Genomic DNA, 17,963 nt, shown 5'->3' with positions numbered 1-17,963 from the left:
AAAAACAAAATAAAATATAAATTTAGTCAAATGCCTATAGCTATCTTATTGCCTACAATAATTCTATCATATAGTCGATTTAATTTGGAAATTAATAATGAAAAATGTTTTTCAAGAAACATATAGATTCCTAACTCAAAAAAACTGGATAGACCATGGAAATTTGAAGATATCACAAAAGCTCCTGCAAAATAAAAATTGTTACTTATTTTGCAGGAGCTTTTACTTATGAACTACAAGTTTAAATTCTTTGTACTTTAAAATCTAATATCTATGCCAAATTACCAGCCGAGAACTTGAATCATTTTTTCAGCATACCGCTTGCCAAGGGTAACTGATGAATCATGACTAAAATGCAGGCGATATGTTGTATCGGAAGGATCTACAACCAGGTCGCTAGCAGAAACTACATAGCAATTATTAATCAAAGAAGGCAACTGATTTACCAGTTTATTATGACCGGCACAAGGACCGCTATACAGCAGTTCACCGGCAATAAAAGGAGCATTTTCTATGTTCAGATCCTTCCTAAGGTCATCCACCAGCGTTTTTACCTTACCGGGCCAAGCAGGATCACCATTATTTGATTCACCCTGGTGAAAAATAATACCTTCAATAACTCCGCCCTTTTGCTGTGCAAGTTTTGCCCGGTCGGTAATCCAACTATATTTTGAACCTCCGGACTTCATAAAAGTCTCAATCTTTTCCCCGCTGATAGCACATGGTATTAGCCCGATTGTATCACCTGAAGGTACTTTTTGTATCATAGTTTTGCCAAACCAGTCTCCAGGGCCTATGGCATCAAGCCATGAAGGATGAAGAGGTGGACATGCAACATCCCACTGATCCTTTACCCTGCCTAGAGCAGGGTTATTATCATACCCCAACACAAGCACTCGGGGGTCTTCCACTTTATCAGAGGTTTGAGCCAGAGCATAACCTGCCATATTGGATTGACCCAACAATAGAAAACAATGGAATTTAGCAGTAGCAGCTGGAGTAGGAGTTGGTGATGTTGGAGTTGGTGTTGATTCAGTCTGTCCTGGAAAAGAAGATATCATACCCAGTAAGTATTGTTTCATTAATGCAAAATCTATGGAGTTTGCATTCCCGTCTCCAGAAACATCGCTATTGGAAAGATTCTTTCCTGTAAGAGGAGTCACGCCTAGTAAGTGCAATCTAAACAATGCAAAGTCCATCGAATTTATTTTGCCATCATCATTTAAATCACCCTTAATTCCAATAAGGGTAGGAGTCGGAGTTGGTGTTACGGCAGATTTTGGTGCACCTAAAAACTGTATCTCCGCTACGTTGCCATAGCTGCCGTCAGGAGACAGATAACGGACATAGCGGAAGGTGTTCGTATTGGTCACATTCGCCGAAGTTAATACACCCGTTGCCGGTTGCGCCGTAATGGTAAACAGCGTCACTGCGTCGCTAAAGTCAGCCAGATTGGCACCCTGGAATATTCCGCCCACCATGCGTTGTGAAAAGTTGGGTCGCGGACAGTAACTGATCTGCATAACGACATTGCTCACGCCGACACCAAAGTCCAACCCTGCCCAGCAACCGCTTCCTGCAGCTGCATCAAAGTACGAGTTCAGGTCGTTATCAAAAATCTTGGCGATTGTATTCCCTGAGTTATTCCAAGAACCGGTAGTACCTATAACAGTGCCGGTAAGTTTCGGGTATAACAGCGTCGCTTCAGCACTGTTGAGAGTTTCCACTTCATTGCTGACCGCACTGACCACATAATAGTACTTTGCGCCTGCCACCACGCTATCATCGGTATAGTTTGTCGAGGTAATACCTGTGGCAATTTTTGTATAAGGACCTGTGCTGGTAGTAGACCGTTTGACGTTGTAACTGTTTGCACCCGTTGTGGTATTCCATTTAAGATTGACAGCGTTGCCGGATGAATTTAATGTGGCACTCAATCCCGTCGGGAACACAGGAGCGGAAGGTAACTGTATTGCCCATTGCTGATTGGCACCTTCATGGTATGCCTTCCCTTCTATCTTACTTGAGTCATTGTTTGATATCTCCAGATTCGTACCATCATTAACGAGCACAAATCTATAGTAACCATCTCCAGTCGGTCTGATAATAAAACAAGTACCGGATCCAGTTCCCCACCAACCTACAGTACCAAATCCCATCCACCAGTTCCAGTTCCAACCCCTGCCTGCTGATGAGATTCTGTATTGGCCACCACCAATGTGCTGAATTTTCCAGTGCTGATCCGCTGTTCCCTTGTAAGTGCTGGTTACAATAGAGTTGTTGCTGGTTACTTCCTGCAATGTCATAGTATTGGCACGGTTCAAAAATTTATAAGTTCCATCTGCTATCGGTCCTGTTGATACCGGAGATAGTTCGATCCAATTCAAATTGAATCCGCCGGATAAAGCATTGATACGCAATTTCTGCCGTCCGGATCCGAGAAACACCTGCCGTGTGTCTGTTTTCCATGTCTGAACACCTCCAGTAACCGGAAGTACCCATGTTCCGGTCTTATCCTGATTACCGAAATTCACCTGCACACTGCCTCCACTGTTGTTTGCCACACGCAGTGCGAGATTGTAGTAACCTGGATGCTGTACCCAGATGGTATACTCGAGCCATTCTCCATCTTCAATCCAACCAACATTGTATCCACCGTCGGCATCCTTTGTCGTTTCAATATCTACCGCTTCATCAAGGCGGTACTGTGCTCCCTTATTCTCAGAATCTTTGTCATAAAATGAGACATCATTGCCACCCCAGTCAAAGTCCTCAGCCTCGATGCGTGTGGTACCGGTCAGGAAATTATTGACCCAGGTCGATGTTTTCCTTGGTAATCCTCCATTACCGTGCACACCTCGAGCTGCCGGCCAATTACCGTAGTCAGGCTTCCATGAAAGCCCGGCATTTTCAACTAATGCCGAGAAATATTCTGGCTTTGTAACATCATCTGATACACCAGAAGGAGGGATATATTGAAAAGTAAGCCAGGAAACACCCATGCGTTCCAATTCGGATGTAAGCTGGATATCAAATCCACCCGTTCCGCTTCCCCAAGCACCTCCGGCATACTCGGTCATAAAACAGGGATATCCGGCTTTAAGCAGTCCATCCACCGCGGTACTGGTTGCCTCCCAGCCTGCATATCCATGAAACGCAACAGCTTCGTTTGTCCACACTGCGTCCTGCTTGCCGAAAACTGCACTATTAAAAGCTTGTATGTCCTTCAAAGCTTCGGTTGTTCCTCCTGTACCGCCAAACACTGAATAGGAGAAAATTAATACCGGAGTTTTTGGTGCGTTTGCACGGATGGTCTTATATACATCGACATTCATTTCCACAGCACCGGTTGGCGTGGCCGTCGTGGAAGAATAAGGTGGTCCCCATGCAACAGGCTCATTGTGTATCTCATATAGAACATGTGTCTCGTTTGCATAGCGTGATGAATAGAAACTCCAGAAATCTTTCGCATACCTTGTGTTATGGTTACCATTATTGGCACCGTTACCGATGGTCATAACAAGATATAGCCCAAGTTCACGCGTTCTTTCCACTACCTTGTCAATTTCAGTAGCGGCATACCCAGGTGATTTGCTTCCAGCATTAGGATAATTGATATCGAAGCACTCCGCGTAGTGGTGCACGGCATTGAAACCAAGATTTTTAATTCTTGCAATCTGGTCATAGGGCGCTGCCGATGTCCATTCCGTAGAAATATATGGGCCACGCAGCGGCTGCCCGTTGTCACCCACGAATGTAGTCCTGGCTGAGTTGAGGTATGGCCGACCACGCTGAGGATCTGCATGCACCTGGTTTGGAACAAGGCTAAGCGAGCAAAGCACTAATGCAATTGCAGCTGCAAATGCAGTTCTGATTCTGATACTTAACTTCATAATTCGACCTCCATACTATAAATTTTTTAAGAATATATTTATTTTAAATATTGCTTAGAAAACGGATTTTTTTAAACCCTCATGCAATTCTGTTTATTATATATATTCGGCCATTATGCCTTTTTAAGTTGGGAATTTTATTAATAATTATGTATTTTACTTTATTCTATCAATAGACATGTTAACTTTATAATTACCGAATTTTAATATCCCATCCAAAAAAGAAATAAGATCTTCTTGGCTGGTTGTTTGTACTTTAAGCAGATAACATCCTTCACCGCTTATTCTATTCGCTTCAGTTACTAAATCGCTTTGCTTCAGATATTGTTGGAAAGACATATGATCCGTTGTTTTCATAAAAATAGTAATAAAAGCTGTTACTTCAAGTCCTAATTTTTTTGAGTTTATATTAACAGTATATCCCTCAATTACTCCAAGCTTTTCTAGCCTGTTGACCCTGTTTTTTACAGCTTGACCCGTGAGATGTACTATTTCTCCAATATCCTGCCATTGCTTTCTTGAGTTTTGAGTGAGCATTTTAATAATTTCCAAATCTGTTTGATCTATCATTCAAGTAAAAATCCTTTCATCATTCAAGTGCATTCAAGCAAAATATCCCACGGCTCAATTGCTTGATGCCATATAATAAATATACCACAATAAAAAGGAGTTAAGAACAATGAAGATTCATTTTATACGCCATGCTACAATGATAATCTACTATAATAATGTAAAAATTTTGGTTGATCCTGTACTGAGTCCTAAGAATACAATATCAGCCGTAATAAATGTTCCCAATAAGAAGGATAATCCACTGAAAGACCTGCCTGTCAGCATGGATTCAATTGTTGATTGTGATGCAGTATTTGTTACACATACGCATAGAGATCACTTTGATGATGCAGCCATAAAATTTCTTCCAAAAAACATAACCCTTTTCTGTCAACCGAAAGATGAAGTAAAAATAAAGAAGTTTGGATTTACCAATGTTATACCTGTAAAAGATAACTTCGAATGGAGAAATATCAAAATTAACCGAACAAAAGGAAAACACGGCCATTTTATTACTGCTTTAAAAATGGCTCCTGTATCAGGTTTCGTAATTTCAGCACCTTCTGAACCAGTTGTTTATTTAACGGGAGATACTATATGGTGTTCACATACTAAAAAGACTATAGAAAAATATCACCCGGAAATTATAGTTAGTAATTGCGGAGAGGCGAGATTTGCACGGGGTAAGGCCATTACAATGGATGCAGAAGATATCCTTTCCATATGCAAAAAAACACCTGAGGCTAAAGTTGTTGCTGTACACATGGATGCTTGGAATCACTGCAGATTATCAAAAGAAGATCTTCGCAATTTTAAAACAAAACATAGTTTAAATGGACAAATATTTATACCTGAAGAGGGTGAATGCATGTCCTTTATATAAATAAAATGTGAAAAATCCGAAATTATTCCTAAGTCATTACAATATTTCGCTTGGACAGGGCTTTTGCACCGGATTTCCGAGAATGGTTAGTATCTAAGAAGTCGATAAATCGATTTGGGCAGAATGCACCATAAGACTGCCCTTTACTTAGATACGATGCCGGCTATTCATAGTGTTACTTTTGAGCAACTATTATTGTAGTATTTTCTACTCTCCAAATCATCTCACTTTTAATAAACCCCGCCTTTGACATCAGCATAATTTGATTGTCAATAGTACATGGAGTATCATAATGATAAAACTCTCCGTGTTTAATTCCTTGTTCTTTTCGTATTCTTTGATTTTCATTATAGTATAAATCTTCATCTGCTTGATTTATAACCATATAATCACATTCAATATATTGTCCCCCAATTTTTAAGGCAGAGTAAATTTTTGAATACAGCTTAATCTTATCATTATGTGAAAAATGATGCATAGTTTGAAAAGAAATAGCAGCATCATATTTTTCAATTCCAAAATCATAATCAAAATAACTTTCATTTATCAACGTCAAGTTTTTCTCAGGGTGTTTTTGTTTCAGTTTATCAAGCATTGCTTGTGTTAAATCTATACCTGTAACATGAATTAAAGGCTTTGTTTTAAATATCTCATCAAGCTCTAATCCAGTACCACAACCTAAATCTAATATATTATTTACATCATGTGGCAACAATTCTGCCATCTTTATATAGCCCTCTTTACATCCTCTTACACTATTAAGCATATGTTCATCATATACATCAACTCGAGCACTAAAAAAATTACTCATTTGTTCTATTGGCATTATATTATCTCCTTGTAATTAACTTTATAAATGAATCTTCCATCGATTTAAATAGAAGGGGAAAACAGGATATGTCGGAGATTGCTTATTCTACGAGGTTATTTCTTTTTTCCAATAAGGATGTAACTACGTGGAAAAGCGTTATTAAGCAATTTCGATGTTTCGTTATCTGAATTTCCAAGAGTGTATTCATCAAATTCTTGTATTTCGATACCAGTTTGAATTATAGCGTTTATAATATCGGATATTTTGTGCATAAACCAAAAGCACTCGCTTGATTCATACTTCACCCCACCAACATAATCAATTCCTGTTGAGTAATTGTAAGGCCCTTTCTTGAAATAAGAGGTTATACTATCAAAATTCTGTTTTTTAAAATCGAATCCGTTCCCAAAGATATAAAAAAATGGATGTATCTCAGAAATAAATATTTGTCCATCTTTTTTAAGCAGTCTTGATAACACGCTAAAATAATCATTCAAATCGGGAAACCATTGTAGCGATCCCTCTGAAATGTATATAAAGTCAAAACAATCGTTGTATTGATCGTCAATCTCCAATATGTTCGACCTTATGAATTTTACGTTTAGTTTTGCAATTTCGGCAAGTTGCTTGGCTTCAGATATGGCGGTATCTGAAATATCAAACCCTATAGCTTCTTTTGCGCCAAGCTTCATGAGCGACAACAGTTCTCTGCCGTTATTGCACTGCATTTGCGATATAGTTTTACCGCTCAAATCAATTTGATTCAATTTGTTTATTACAATATTATCGTACTCTCCGTTGAATACTGTAAAATTAGAATCATTAAAACCAATCTTCAAGGAGTTATTTCTTGCTTTTTGATGGTATTCTAATGCTTCATTCCAAGCGGCTCTATTGCTTTCAAACATATTATTATCATTCATGCTATTACCTCCGATTATATAAATAATATCCAGTATTCTATAAGAACTGGGTGTCTCAGACGTCCTCGAAAGGTCTTATACAATTCAACCGCCCAATTGTATCCATTTCACAACTCCCCATATAACTATATCTAAACAAACTGTAAAGAAAGATTTAAGCTAGGGAAGTTGAGTTATTATATTTAACCACTGATTTGGGAGTCAGTTTTTGTCTTTACATCTACCTTTATGCTAATATCATTGTAAGAAATTCGTGTGCAATTATAGTTCGAAGCATTTGTAATATTCAAAGTCGTTCTTAAAGAGGAAGAAGGCTCTAACAAATGGAAATTAGGATGTGACACATCATCAGAGTCGTAGTAGCATACCATTCCAATATTACTACCAAATTCGTACAAAGAAAATTCTACCGATTTACTTCTGCTTGTATTCTCAGCCTCAATTTCAAAGCTCCTAATAGATTCTGTTCCATTGGTTGTCTCATTTAATATAGTAATCTTTAGATTACCATCAACTATAACATTCGATATCTCCTGTTCTACAACTTTCCAACGCGCAATCTCTTTTCCTGTTGCATCATACATGATAACTTCCGTACCCTCATTATTTTCTTCCGGTACTGTTTCTCCCACTAAAACCCTTTTATTTTCACTATCCCACTTTACAGGTACACCCAAAGCATCACCTATAGCTTTTAGCGGGAGCATAGTTCTTCCTTCAACGACCAGTACAGGCACATTATCTGGCTTAAATTCTTCTCCATTTACATAAACTTTAAATGTAGCCGTTGTCGCGCTATAGATTTTATTGTCCGCTATTCCAATATTTCCTGTTCCAGCATCTCCTGTCGCAGGATTTTCTTCTAGCTTTCCACCAACTAAAACTCTTTTATTTTCACTATCCCATTTTACAGGTAAATCTAAAGCATCACCAATAGCTTTTAACGGAAGCATAGTTCTTCCTTCAACAACTAGTACAGGTATATCACTAGGCTTAAACACTTCTCCATTCACATAAACTTTAAATGTAGCTGTTGCTGCTTTCCATTGCTCTGCATTAACACTCACACTTCCAAACAGTAAGGAGCCTATGAGTACTCCAGATAAAAAAAACGCCACCTTTTTTTGCATAAAAACAATCTCCTATCTAAATAGAATAAAACTAGTTTATACTAACTTTTTGATTCATCCATATCAAACAGCAAAAAATGAGCATTAGTTGAAATGTTGGCAACATTTTTTCTAACTCCATCCTTTTCATAAATATACAATGCCCCGGCACGCTCTTCAACTAGCTGTTTCCAGCCTTTGCTTTCCATATATTTATTAAATGTTTCATACCCATTGTTGACATCATCTAAATTTACATAGTAATACTTGCCAATAGCAAAATTTACTACTCTTACATTTTGTTCAACAGGGTATAAATTAGCATAAAATTTGAATACCTGATATTTGTTGAGCCAGCATATCAAACTAATACATAAAAAAGAAACCAAAAACAATAAAAACTTCTTTTTCATAACACCCTCCTCTCAAATATAAGAATGGATTGAATTTCCAAAGTTTTATCTATGTATAACTTCAAAGCATCACTAGATCCAAAATTTTTTCCTTCATGTCAATGACAAGATTGTATTGCGCTAAGCACAACTTTTCCATCTTTAATTTTACAAAAGTAATCCATTGGTATAGTGGGTCCGTGAACTTTAGATAAATCCTATCTTAGTGAAGGGGTGTGAGCAGGTGACCTATTAGTCATTGTTGCATATCCCATATAAATATAATCTTACCAAGTTTCAAAATGAATTTTGCTATTTTCAAACCTACAAGATTGTGTTTTTTCCTCACCTGGGTATCCAAAAGCAACTAAGGATACTGGTCGTATATTATTTGGTAACCCAAACTCCTTTACTATACCTTTGTAAAAATCTGACCCCTGTTTAATCCCGCACCAAACGCCTCCAAGCCCGATTGAATGGATAGCAAGAAGTATATTTTGAGTAGCCGCTGAGCAATCAGCTAACAACCATTCAGGTATACCTTGAACAACTTTATCACCACATACAATAATGCATGCTTGTGCACCCTTAAGCATTTTGACATAAGGATTGTAACCAATTATGCTAAACATTTTTTCCTTGTCTTTGACTACGACAAAATGAAATGGTCTTTTATTTGTCGCCGATGGAGCACAAAGGCCTGCGTTCAAAATAGTATTCATCTGAACATGGTTTATATCCTTTTCGCTAAATCTACGTATGCTTGCTCGTTGAGAAATAGCTTTCAATACCTCATTATTTATCAATTCAGGCATTTCTGTAAACTCTGGTAATAATGTTGGCGTGTCAGGCTCAATTTTCAAATGAACATTCAATTTCTCATTTCCATCAATCCCAATATCCTTAAGGAGCTGTTTACTAAAGAAAATACAATATCTCCCATTGCCTCTTGACATTAATTTAGATTTGAATTGAATGTTTTCAAGAACACATTTAACATATATAGAACCTTTAGGAATATTAAATTCAGCCCTTGCATCAAAAGGTAGTGATGCTACCACTTTATTTCCTTCTTTTTTAATATCAACTATGCAATCCATACTAATTTACCTCTTGTTTGTAAAAATAAAATATATACAATTACTTACCTATGGAGATTCAATATCACTTTCCTTACTCCAAATTTCATTCGATTTACCACCATAATACAATTTTAGCTTACTGATATCTGGTTGGCAATCTCTTTTATTCCATTTCCTTTCTCAATCAGTAGATTTCAACTTTTAATATTACCCTGTACTGTAAAATGGGTATACTAAATAAGCCTGTGCTGATTCACAGTTTTTGTCTATTCTCTATGTTTATATCCTACCTGAAACGCTTACGTTACTGCCAATGTTTAGGTTATAATAAATAAAAGATAATTTCAAAAAATATTTTGAACAAATTTAAATATGCAATACACTTATATATATGAAAGGTGCACCTTTTAAAGGAGGAAGACAAAGGAATGATTGACGCGGAAATTATTAAACTCTGCCAGCAGGAAGATCAGGCTGCTTATGATGAATTGTACAGGGTTGCCGGTAAAAAGGCTTTATGGACAGTTTATCAGCTGACTGGAAAAATGAATATAGCAGAAGATATTGTTCAAGAAGCTTTCTTCCAGTGTTTCCGTAATATAAAAAAATTACAGAAGCCGGAACTGTTTCCGGTGTGGTTTAACAGTATACTTTTAAGGACTTGCTGGCGCATGGTGTCCATGGAAAGAAAAAGGCCGGCGGTAAGTTTTGAAGCAGAAGCATTGTATGATCTGGAGAGCGATGAGAATGTTCTTGAAAAAATTGAATGTGACCATACAAGCAGCGTTATAAGGAAAGCTATTAACAGTCTCAAACCTTCAATGCGTTCAACCGTTGTATTGTACTATTACAATGATTTTACTATCAGGGAGATTGCTCAGGTCATGGGTTGTTTCCAGGGCACGGTAAAATCTAGGCTGCATTATGCAAAAAAGGTCCTTGAAAAAGAACTGAAAAAGGAATTTTCTGATGAACATATCCGTATGTCCGGTTATACCGGCTGCACCGGAAAGGAGTGTACAGCTAATGAATAACAGTAAAGATTTTGATTATTTGATTAAAAAAGCTCTATCCGAAGGTGAAAACAAGATCGAATTAGATCCATGTTTGACATCTGAGGTGAAAAGCAGGCTAATTTCACAGAAAGGAAGGGATAAAATAGATATGAACAGAATAAAAAACATTCTCGGAACACGCTTTGGTAAAGTTGCGGCGGTGTGCTGTTCTATGGTTCTTGTGCTGACTGTTTCGTATACATTTGTTCAGCCGGTAAGGGCTGCTAGCAAAGAAAGTATAGAAAAAATTAAGTCTATGGTTTATGATGTCATAAAAGGGAAAGATGGAAAGTATGTGGCAATTAAAGTTCCTTACCGGGAACCACAAAAGGAAGATAATAATGCTTATGAAGGAGTTAAAAAAGCTGTCGGTAAGGACCTTATATCAAAAATACCGGAGAATCTGGCCGGAGGTTATACTCTTGATCATCAGGCGCTCGGATGCTATGATTTAAAATCAGACTCGATGATTATGGTATCTTCTAAAGATGGTATGACGAAAGAATTGTATGATAAGTTCAATGAGACAGTGTCTTCGTTTTATTGCAAAGAGAAATCGCAGATTGTCCTTGAGATAGCCTACATGGATTTTCCTTTTGCTTTGAACTCCAGTCGGGAGCATATTGAAGGAGATAATAAGAAGAGTCTTTCCTTCGGAGATATAACAGCAACATATGCGGAGTACCCCGGCGTAAGATATCCTATAAAGGAGATTGACGGTCCTGGCAATGGAGATGAAGATAGGACTCAAAAGCCTGAAATCACTGTTTTGCATACGATAAAGTGGAAGCAGAATGATGCATATTACACAATATATGATTTCAACGGTGATCTGTCTGAGGAAGAACTAGAGTCGGCCGCAGCAACTGTAATTGAGAAGATGAATTAGCGATTGAAAGGGATGTGAACTAAGTTTACACCTGCAGGTCGCAAAAACTATAACGAAAATTCTCGGCAATTAGCCGGGAATTTTTGTTACGTTTACTTTCAACTCTATCAATTGTGTATCTTTTAAAGTGCTGAGACTTTGAGTTGACACCTATACAAAAATATTAAATAATGAAAGCATTAACAAAAGATAGTCATTGCATAGTTGTATTATTATGCTAAGCAATAAATCTATACATTATTGTGAAATAAAATTTCATACATGTTAAAAATGATATATAGATTTTAGTAATTGGAGGAATAGAAGAAATGAAGATAGGCTTTTTTGATTCAGGTATCGGAGGCATTACTGTATTGTATGATACATTAAAAGTATTGCCTAATGAAGATTATATATATTATGCAGATACATTAAATGTTCCATATGGACCAAAACCCAAAGATGAAGTTAAAAAGTATATTTTTAGTGCTATAGATTTTATCATCAAACAGGAAGTTAAGGCAGTAGTTATTGCTTGTAATACTGCTACAAGTGTGGCAATTGAAGAGTTAAGGAATAAATATAGTATTCCCATTGTTGGTATGGAACCTGCCATAAAACCTGCTGTTGAGAAAGATAGAGATGCCAATAAACGAGTTCTGGTAACTGCTACAGCATTGACTCTAAAGGAAGAAAAGCTTCATAACCTTATCGCAAAATTAGATAACGAACATGTTGTTGACTTATTACCTCTTCCGGGATTAGTTCAATTTTCGGAAAAACTTGAATTTAATGAGGAAATAGTATTGCCTTATCTTAAGGAACAGTTATCAAAATATGATTTTAATAATTATGAAACTATTGTTTTAGGATGTACTCATTTTTCTTACTTTAAAGATATGTTTAGAAAACTAGCTCTATCACATATTAAAGTGATAGATGGAAATATAGGTACTGCAAATAATCTAAAAAGAATTTTGAAAGAAATGAATTCCTTAAATGAAGGTAATGGTAGCATTACTTTCTATAATTCAGGATTTAAAATTCAGGATAAAGCTGGATTAGATAAATACAACAGACTATTCAAAAGATTGGATACCATCAACGAATAAAATTAATTTTCAAAATTCTGATATTAAGACGGAATATATGGTTGGAAACTTTTATACATGGGTGGAGGAAGTTATAACCCTAGGATAATTGAAGAGTCTAATAATATATAATTTGTTGTACCAAATAGCTTTAAATATGGTGAACTTATAAAAGTTAAATATGAGGGCACTGTTTGGAGTAATGAAAATGAGTTAAATGAAATAAAAGTTGCAATAGATATTTCTGTTACTTATGATCATGAATTTGCTCTTATGAATGATGGTATCCTTTGGGCATAAGAAAATTTTAACATGGAGGGATACAAATATCAACAATCTATACAATACGTGCCATGAAGTGCTATTTGCGGGACATTCTGAATTGCACATGGCTTTCATATATCATTTGCCAAGTACGACTTCGATGAATTGATGTAGGCAGGAAAATCATATTGTTAAGTAAAAAACATAGGGTCAAGCAATTCAGAGAATGAAGCGCTTGACCCTATGTTAAACAAAGTGCAGTTACTATTTTTATTGAATCTTTATTATATTGTAGTATTCAAGGGAATCAACTTTTATTTTGAGTTGGCCGTTACTATAGGTATAATATGGAATACTACTCTGTGATAAGTCCGGTGAAAACATTTCTACTTTTTCTGGTTCTTGTTCAAAAGGTATTACTACTTCAAAGTTGTTTTGAGGAAGCATTATATCTACATAATTATGATTTATCAAATGTATACATGTTTGTTCTTCTTTTTTATTTTCGGTAACTACTGAGCTTATGCCAGGTAACGATATCTCTGCATTTGTTTTTATTGGCTTGAATCCTGTGTATAAGCTGGCATTTTTCTTATAGAATCCGGAATAGTCAGTTAGGAAGTTTAAGATTCCGGATGTCAAAGCCGTAGGTTCAGTAGATATGGTTGTTTTAAGGTGGAAAGACATTGGAGTTCCACAGGCATAGCTCTCTGCTCCATAAATCCTCCAAAAGTCTATTTTGTCTTCTGAGGATAAGGCATAATAACTATCCATCATTTTACAAGGCCAATCCAAAAATAATACAACAGGAACATCACCGGCAACTTTTTCGCTTTTTTGTTTTAGGTCGAGGTAATAAGGAATAAGAGAGGCTCTACCATTAAGTTCCCCAGCTAATGTCGGTACGTAATTCACTTCTTTACCATTATCATCGTCATTTCCAGTATATAGCCCTATACTCTGAAAATCTACATATGGGTATATACCATTGGAGGTTATATATATATCCTTATTGTATTTGGTTTTTGCATAGGTTTTCAAAGTATCCACTATTTCGTGCCAGTATAACATCATATATTTTGCAGTAAAATTTTCATCTCCTATTTGGGGGCGGTTTTGAGTTTGTTTTCCCCATTCATTTGCCAAAGGATTTAACGAGTTAAAAGGTGATTGGGTCCATTTATTAGCAGCAAGGTACTTACGATAATTGAAATTATTATTCAAGTCATCATAGGGAACATCCTTTTTTATAACATTATCTTCAGCCATTCCAAATTTGTTTATCCAATCTTCTTTTGTGTAGTCAGGATATTTCTCCATCAAGTACTTATTAAAGTCCTTGCAGAAATAGTCATCATAACCCTCGTTCAAGTCCCAACCAGGACCTCTATAGGCTCCATCAGCTTCATCAAAGAAAAGTCCATCTACTCCGCCGTCTATCTGCATCTTTCCTATGTTAATCAAATATTGCCTATAAGAAGGATTTGCCATTGATGCTCTATAGAAAGTATCATCATGGAGCACCAATTTGTTTTCTGAATCCCTTGTAGCCCAATCAAGAAACTGCTCATTTGAAGACGCTTCATCCTTATACAGTACTGAAGCAGTTGCACCGCCAATGAACAGAGTACCATTTTTATGACATTCATTAACATATTTGAAGTTATAATCAGTAGGTACTGTTCCTGTAGTCTTCCATTTTTGCCAACCGCGAATTACCATATCAGGCTTAAGTGAGAGAACCTGAGGATCTTTAGCATATGTAGGACCCTGTGAAAATGCAAAGACGTTTACATCGTTCTTATATTCTTCATAGTCGCCTGTGTTGCGATTAAACCTTTTAGCTAAAATCATAATATCTTCTATATTTATAGCTTTATCTAAGTTTATATCCATATAAGACTTGTATTTATCACTTCCAGCAGTTGCATTCAAAACTTTTGCAATTTGAACTACATCGACCATATTGATAACGCCATCAGTTTTTCCATCCTCAGGCATGTCACCTGCCCATAGAAGTATTGGTTCATCTGCTGTTCCAATTACCTGGTCTTTATATGCAGGTATATTTATTTTACGCTCAAGAATTCCGTGTTTTGAAAAACAAAGGTTATAATTGATTATGCTCTTCGGTACATTATTCATAATAAAATAACCATTGGAATCAGTAGTTGAAGAGTATCCTGTATTTTCAAGCTTCACAGTAATTCCTGAGTTTAGTTCTTTAATTTCAGAGTTAACATTCAGCGATACATAGCCTGAAATACTCATAAGGGTATTGGGATCTATTGTAGGTGAAGGAACCGGTGTTGCTGTAGGAATCGGTGTTGCTGTAGGAACCGGCGTTGGTGTGGAAACTGGCGTTGGCGTAGGAACCGGTGTAACAGTTGTTATACTTTTTAATGTAAGATCATCCAATTCAAAGCTTCCTACACTGAAGTCTCCGTTTTCAATATTTATACTACGGATCTTTCCAAGGTCTAAAGTGTTGTTGTTGTCTTGTCCTACAGGCTGATAATAAGGGTCCTTTATAAAGAAGGAAAATGGGATTTCTATTGTTTCCCAAGAGTCTTTAGTATCAAAACTGTAAACCCAGGATTCACCTTCGCTACTTCCATCTTTTCCAAGTTCTACAACTTTAAATTTAAGTTTGGATTTTGATATAGACTTGAGTTTGAAAGAAATAGAAGCCCATTGTTTCCAGTCAGAGCTTATATTTTTATTTACTCCCCAGTAACTTCCGGAACTGTTGGTGAAGGTTATCTTCAGGCTTTTATTGCTGCCGTTATCGACGATTTCCTTAGTAACAGAAGCTCCACTTCCATTAAAGCTATACCATTCGGAGTTGTTTTCAGAATCATCAATCACAAGTACTCTGCATGTTGGTGTTGCTAAAGGTGTTGACGAAGGAACTACTGTATTCGAGGTCAAATCTGTTGCTGCAGTTTTTTCATTATATATAAAGTTTCCGTAAATCCCATGATAGCATAGAAAAAATACAGCGATGCAGAATACTACCGCCAAAACCCTTTTAAAATTTGAACCCAAACGCATTTTCATAAAATAATTCTCCATTCCGCCGCTGTCGCAGGCGACACAAATAATAATTAAAAATGGTGTGCGACTTTCACCACATTTAGTGTTCTCTTCCAAGAAGGTAATTTAAAAAGTATGATAAGGTAAGTATTAAATGGATATCTCAACCTTAACGAAGCTCATCACTTCTTCAAAAGAATAAAGAGAACAGCTTGTTTAGCTTATAACTTATTTCTGTTTGTGTACATATTTGCTAGATTTAATCTCCCCTTTTTTAAATTTTGTTTTAAGTTAGTTAAAAAGCTTTATAATTCTAGAGTTATACTAAACTCATAAAAAACTCGTAAAAAATTCATATTCTTGACTTTTAGTATCTTAACAAGCTTGACCATCATAGTACATCTTCTCAGTTTGCTTTCTACAAAATGATATTAATGCAGTGACATGAAATAAGTTTTCCTGAAATATTAACGCAAATAAGGAAAGCATATTTCAATAAAGTGTATAGTACAGAGAAGAGTTTTGTGAAGGATTAGAATTTAGAAATATTCATTTACTATATGCTATTTTATTCCAAAATACCTCATGTGCAACTAAAAATATACCACAATAAATGTAAAAATTCAACTGGAAGAAGAATTTTAGGTGAATAAAATTAAAAGATCCATATTTTACATTGAACGGGCTTATAGGCAATGATTAACTAGGTATTAGGAGAGGAAGAAATATAAGTAAAGGAGGGATTGTGGTGAAAAAATATTAAGAGTTGATCAAAATTAATAAAAAATTAATAAAAATTTAGCAAATATACCTAACAAATAAATTGACAAAATTGTGCAAATTTTGTAATATAGGTTTAGCAGCTAGGTTTGGGGAGGGAAGTTATCAATAAATAAAATTTTGTTAAGATGATGACACGGATATTTATCAGATGAATAGACAAGCAATGAAGTGAAGCGGAATGATAAGCTAAATGAAAAATTCGAAATAATATATCAGCTATTCCTTAGCATGTCTAAATGGCTGAACCTAATTTTCTCAATTAGTTAATTTCCTATAGTATTATTTTAAAATGTTCTTGATGTGTCTTAGAAATGTTCTTGATATATCAATGTAACGTATGGATATTTTATGCTTAAAAGGCTACCTCATGAGCTTTTGTAAAAATATATAAGTATATTCGAAAGGATTTTGAAATGAGTAATAGTGAGTTGAAAGAATTAAAAAAAGTAGATAATAAAAAGATTGTAAATCTATTAGGTATACAGATTAATAATATGACTGCCCAGGAGATTATTGCACATGTGGACATGTGTGTTGAAAGACGGACACCTTGCCAGATTGTTGGTGTTAATGTAGATCAGGCACTTCGTGTTATTGAGAATGAGTATTCTAAAAAGATATTCAGGGAAGCTGAACTTGTGTTTACTGATGGTAAACCTATTTTGTGGATGGCAAAACGTTTAAAAAGAGAAATTGTTGAAAAGGTTTCGGGTCCGGATCTTATGCTCTTATTATGTGAGCAGGCTGCCAGGAAAGGACATAAAATATTTCTTTTAGGTGCTGGACCTGGAGTAGCTGCTCAGGCTGCTCTAAATTTGGAAAGGGCTTACCCTGGATTGCAGGTTGTTGGTACATATTCTCCGCCTTTTGGATTTGAAAAAGATGCTGCTGAAATGAATAAGATAAATACAATGTTACTTGAATCAGGCGCAGACCAGCTCTATGTTGGTATGGGCTCTCCAAAGCAAGATATATTTATTTATGAGAATATGGACAAGTATCAGATTCCTGTTTCTTTTTCCATGGGTGCTGCTTTGGATTTTATCGGTGAAAGCTTTAAAAGGGCGCCTAAGTGGATGAGCGATATGGGGCTTGAATGGTTCCACAGGTTTTTGCAGGATCCAAAGAGAATGTACAAGAGGTATTTTGTAGAGGATATAAAGATATTTGGTTATTATAGAAAGTTTAGAAATGAAGAAAAGGCGGCCGGAAGAATATAGC

Annotated in this window: 13 protein-coding genes; 5 read left to right on the top strand and 8 right to left on the bottom strand. The window is 36.1% G+C overall.

Translation table 11 applies throughout. From position 1 onward, the window contains the following. Positions 1-281: 281 nt before the first annotated feature. Both ACECE_RS0208015 and ACECE_RS0208010 read right to left on the bottom strand, forming a co-directional pair. Positions 282-3,893 (bottom strand): sialate O-acetylesterase, encoded by a 3,612-nt coding sequence (locus ACECE_RS0208015; protein ID WP_010246447.1) that lies wholly within the window; start codon positions 3,891-3,893, stop codon positions 282-284. Positions 3,894-4,049: 156 nt separating this feature from the next. After that, positions 4,050-4,463, bottom strand: a complete 414-nt coding sequence (locus ACECE_RS0208010) for an Lrp/AsnC family transcriptional regulator (RefSeq protein WP_010246445.1) — start codon at positions 4,461-4,463, stop codon at positions 4,050-4,052. A gap of 109 nt (positions 4,464-4,572) precedes the next feature. Here ACECE_RS0208010 and ACECE_RS0208005 point away from each other — a divergent pair, with 109 nt between their 5' ends. Then, a complete protein-coding gene (locus tag ACECE_RS0208005) occupies positions 4,573-5,328 on the top strand; it encodes an MBL fold metallo-hydrolase (RefSeq protein WP_010246443.1) in 756 nt (251 codons plus the stop codon). Between the two features lie 175 nt (positions 5,329-5,503). Here ACECE_RS0208005 and ACECE_RS0208000 read toward each other — a convergent pair whose 3' ends face one another. The 5 genes from ACECE_RS0208000 to ACECE_RS31675 all read right to left on the bottom strand — a co-directional run bounded on the left by ACECE_RS0208000 (position 5,504) and on the right by ACECE_RS31675 (position 9,663). Continuing rightward, a complete protein-coding gene (locus tag ACECE_RS0208000) occupies positions 5,504-6,154 on the bottom strand; it encodes a class I SAM-dependent methyltransferase (protein WP_010246441.1) in 651 nt (216 codons plus the stop codon). Between the two features lie 98 nt (positions 6,155-6,252). Next, positions 6,253-7,062, bottom strand: coding sequence for a class I SAM-dependent methyltransferase (locus ACECE_RS26945; protein ID WP_010246438.1), 810 nt, complete (start codon positions 7,060-7,062; stop codon positions 6,253-6,255). A 182-nt stretch (positions 7,063-7,244) separates the two neighbouring features. After that, positions 7,245-8,192: a copper amine oxidase N-terminal domain-containing protein gene (locus ACECE_RS0207990; protein ID WP_010246436.1), complete on the bottom strand. Its 948-nt coding sequence runs from the start codon at positions 8,190-8,192 to the stop codon at positions 7,245-7,247. 41 nt (positions 8,193-8,233) lie between these two features. Then, positions 8,234-8,584, bottom strand: a complete 351-nt coding sequence (locus ACECE_RS0207985) for a hypothetical protein (protein ID WP_010246434.1) — start codon at positions 8,582-8,584, stop codon at positions 8,234-8,236. Between the two features lie 266 nt (positions 8,585-8,850). Continuing rightward, positions 8,851-9,663 carry a nitroreductase family protein gene (locus tag ACECE_RS31675; protein WP_010246432.1) on the bottom strand — a complete coding sequence of 271 codons (813 nt, stop codon included), beginning with the start codon at positions 9,661-9,663 and terminating at the stop codon, positions 8,851-8,853. A 410-nt stretch (positions 9,664-10,073) separates the two neighbouring features. Between ACECE_RS31675 and ACECE_RS0207975 the strand changes: the two genes are divergently transcribed. From ACECE_RS0207975 to murI, 3 genes are all read left to right on the top strand, one after another. Further along, entirely contained in the window at positions 10,074-10,679 is a 606-nt protein-coding gene (locus ACECE_RS0207975; protein WP_010246430.1) for an RNA polymerase sigma factor, read from the top strand. Continuing rightward, positions 10,672-11,589 carry a hypothetical protein gene (locus tag ACECE_RS0207970; RefSeq protein WP_010246428.1) on the top strand — a complete coding sequence of 306 codons (918 nt, stop codon included), beginning with the start codon at positions 10,672-10,674 and terminating at the stop codon, positions 11,587-11,589. Before ACECE_RS0207975 ends, ACECE_RS0207970 begins: the two co-directional genes overlap by 8 nt. Before the next feature lie 308 nt (positions 11,590-11,897). Beyond that, positions 11,898-12,680, top strand: a complete 783-nt coding sequence (gene murI / locus ACECE_RS0207965) for a glutamate racemase (RefSeq protein ID WP_010246426.1) — start codon at positions 11,898-11,900, stop codon at positions 12,678-12,680. A gap of 513 nt (positions 12,681-13,193) precedes the next feature. On the opposite strand, the gene ACECE_RS0207960 is transcribed toward murI, so the two are convergent. Continuing rightward, the gene (locus ACECE_RS0207960; protein ID WP_010246424.1) at positions 13,194-15,983 is read right to left on the bottom strand and encodes a CIA30 family protein; all 2,790 of its coding nucleotides are present in this window, start codon (positions 15,981-15,983) and stop codon (positions 13,194-13,196) included. Positions 15,984-17,155: 1,172 nt separating this feature from the next. Between ACECE_RS0207960 and ACECE_RS0207955 the strand changes: the two genes are divergently transcribed. Beyond that, on the top strand, positions 17,156-17,962 hold the full coding sequence (locus ACECE_RS0207955) for a WecB/TagA/CpsF family glycosyltransferase (RefSeq protein WP_010246422.1): 807 nt from the start codon (positions 17,156-17,158) through the stop codon (positions 17,960-17,962). Position 17,963: the final 1 nt, after the last annotated feature.

Origin of the sequence: Acetivibrio cellulolyticus CD2 (assembly GCF_000179595.2) — a bacterium.
GTDB lineage: Bacteria > Bacillota > Clostridia > Acetivibrionales > Acetivibrionaceae > Acetivibrio > Acetivibrio cellulolyticus.
This window is presented reverse-complemented; position numbering and strand designations above follow the sequence as displayed.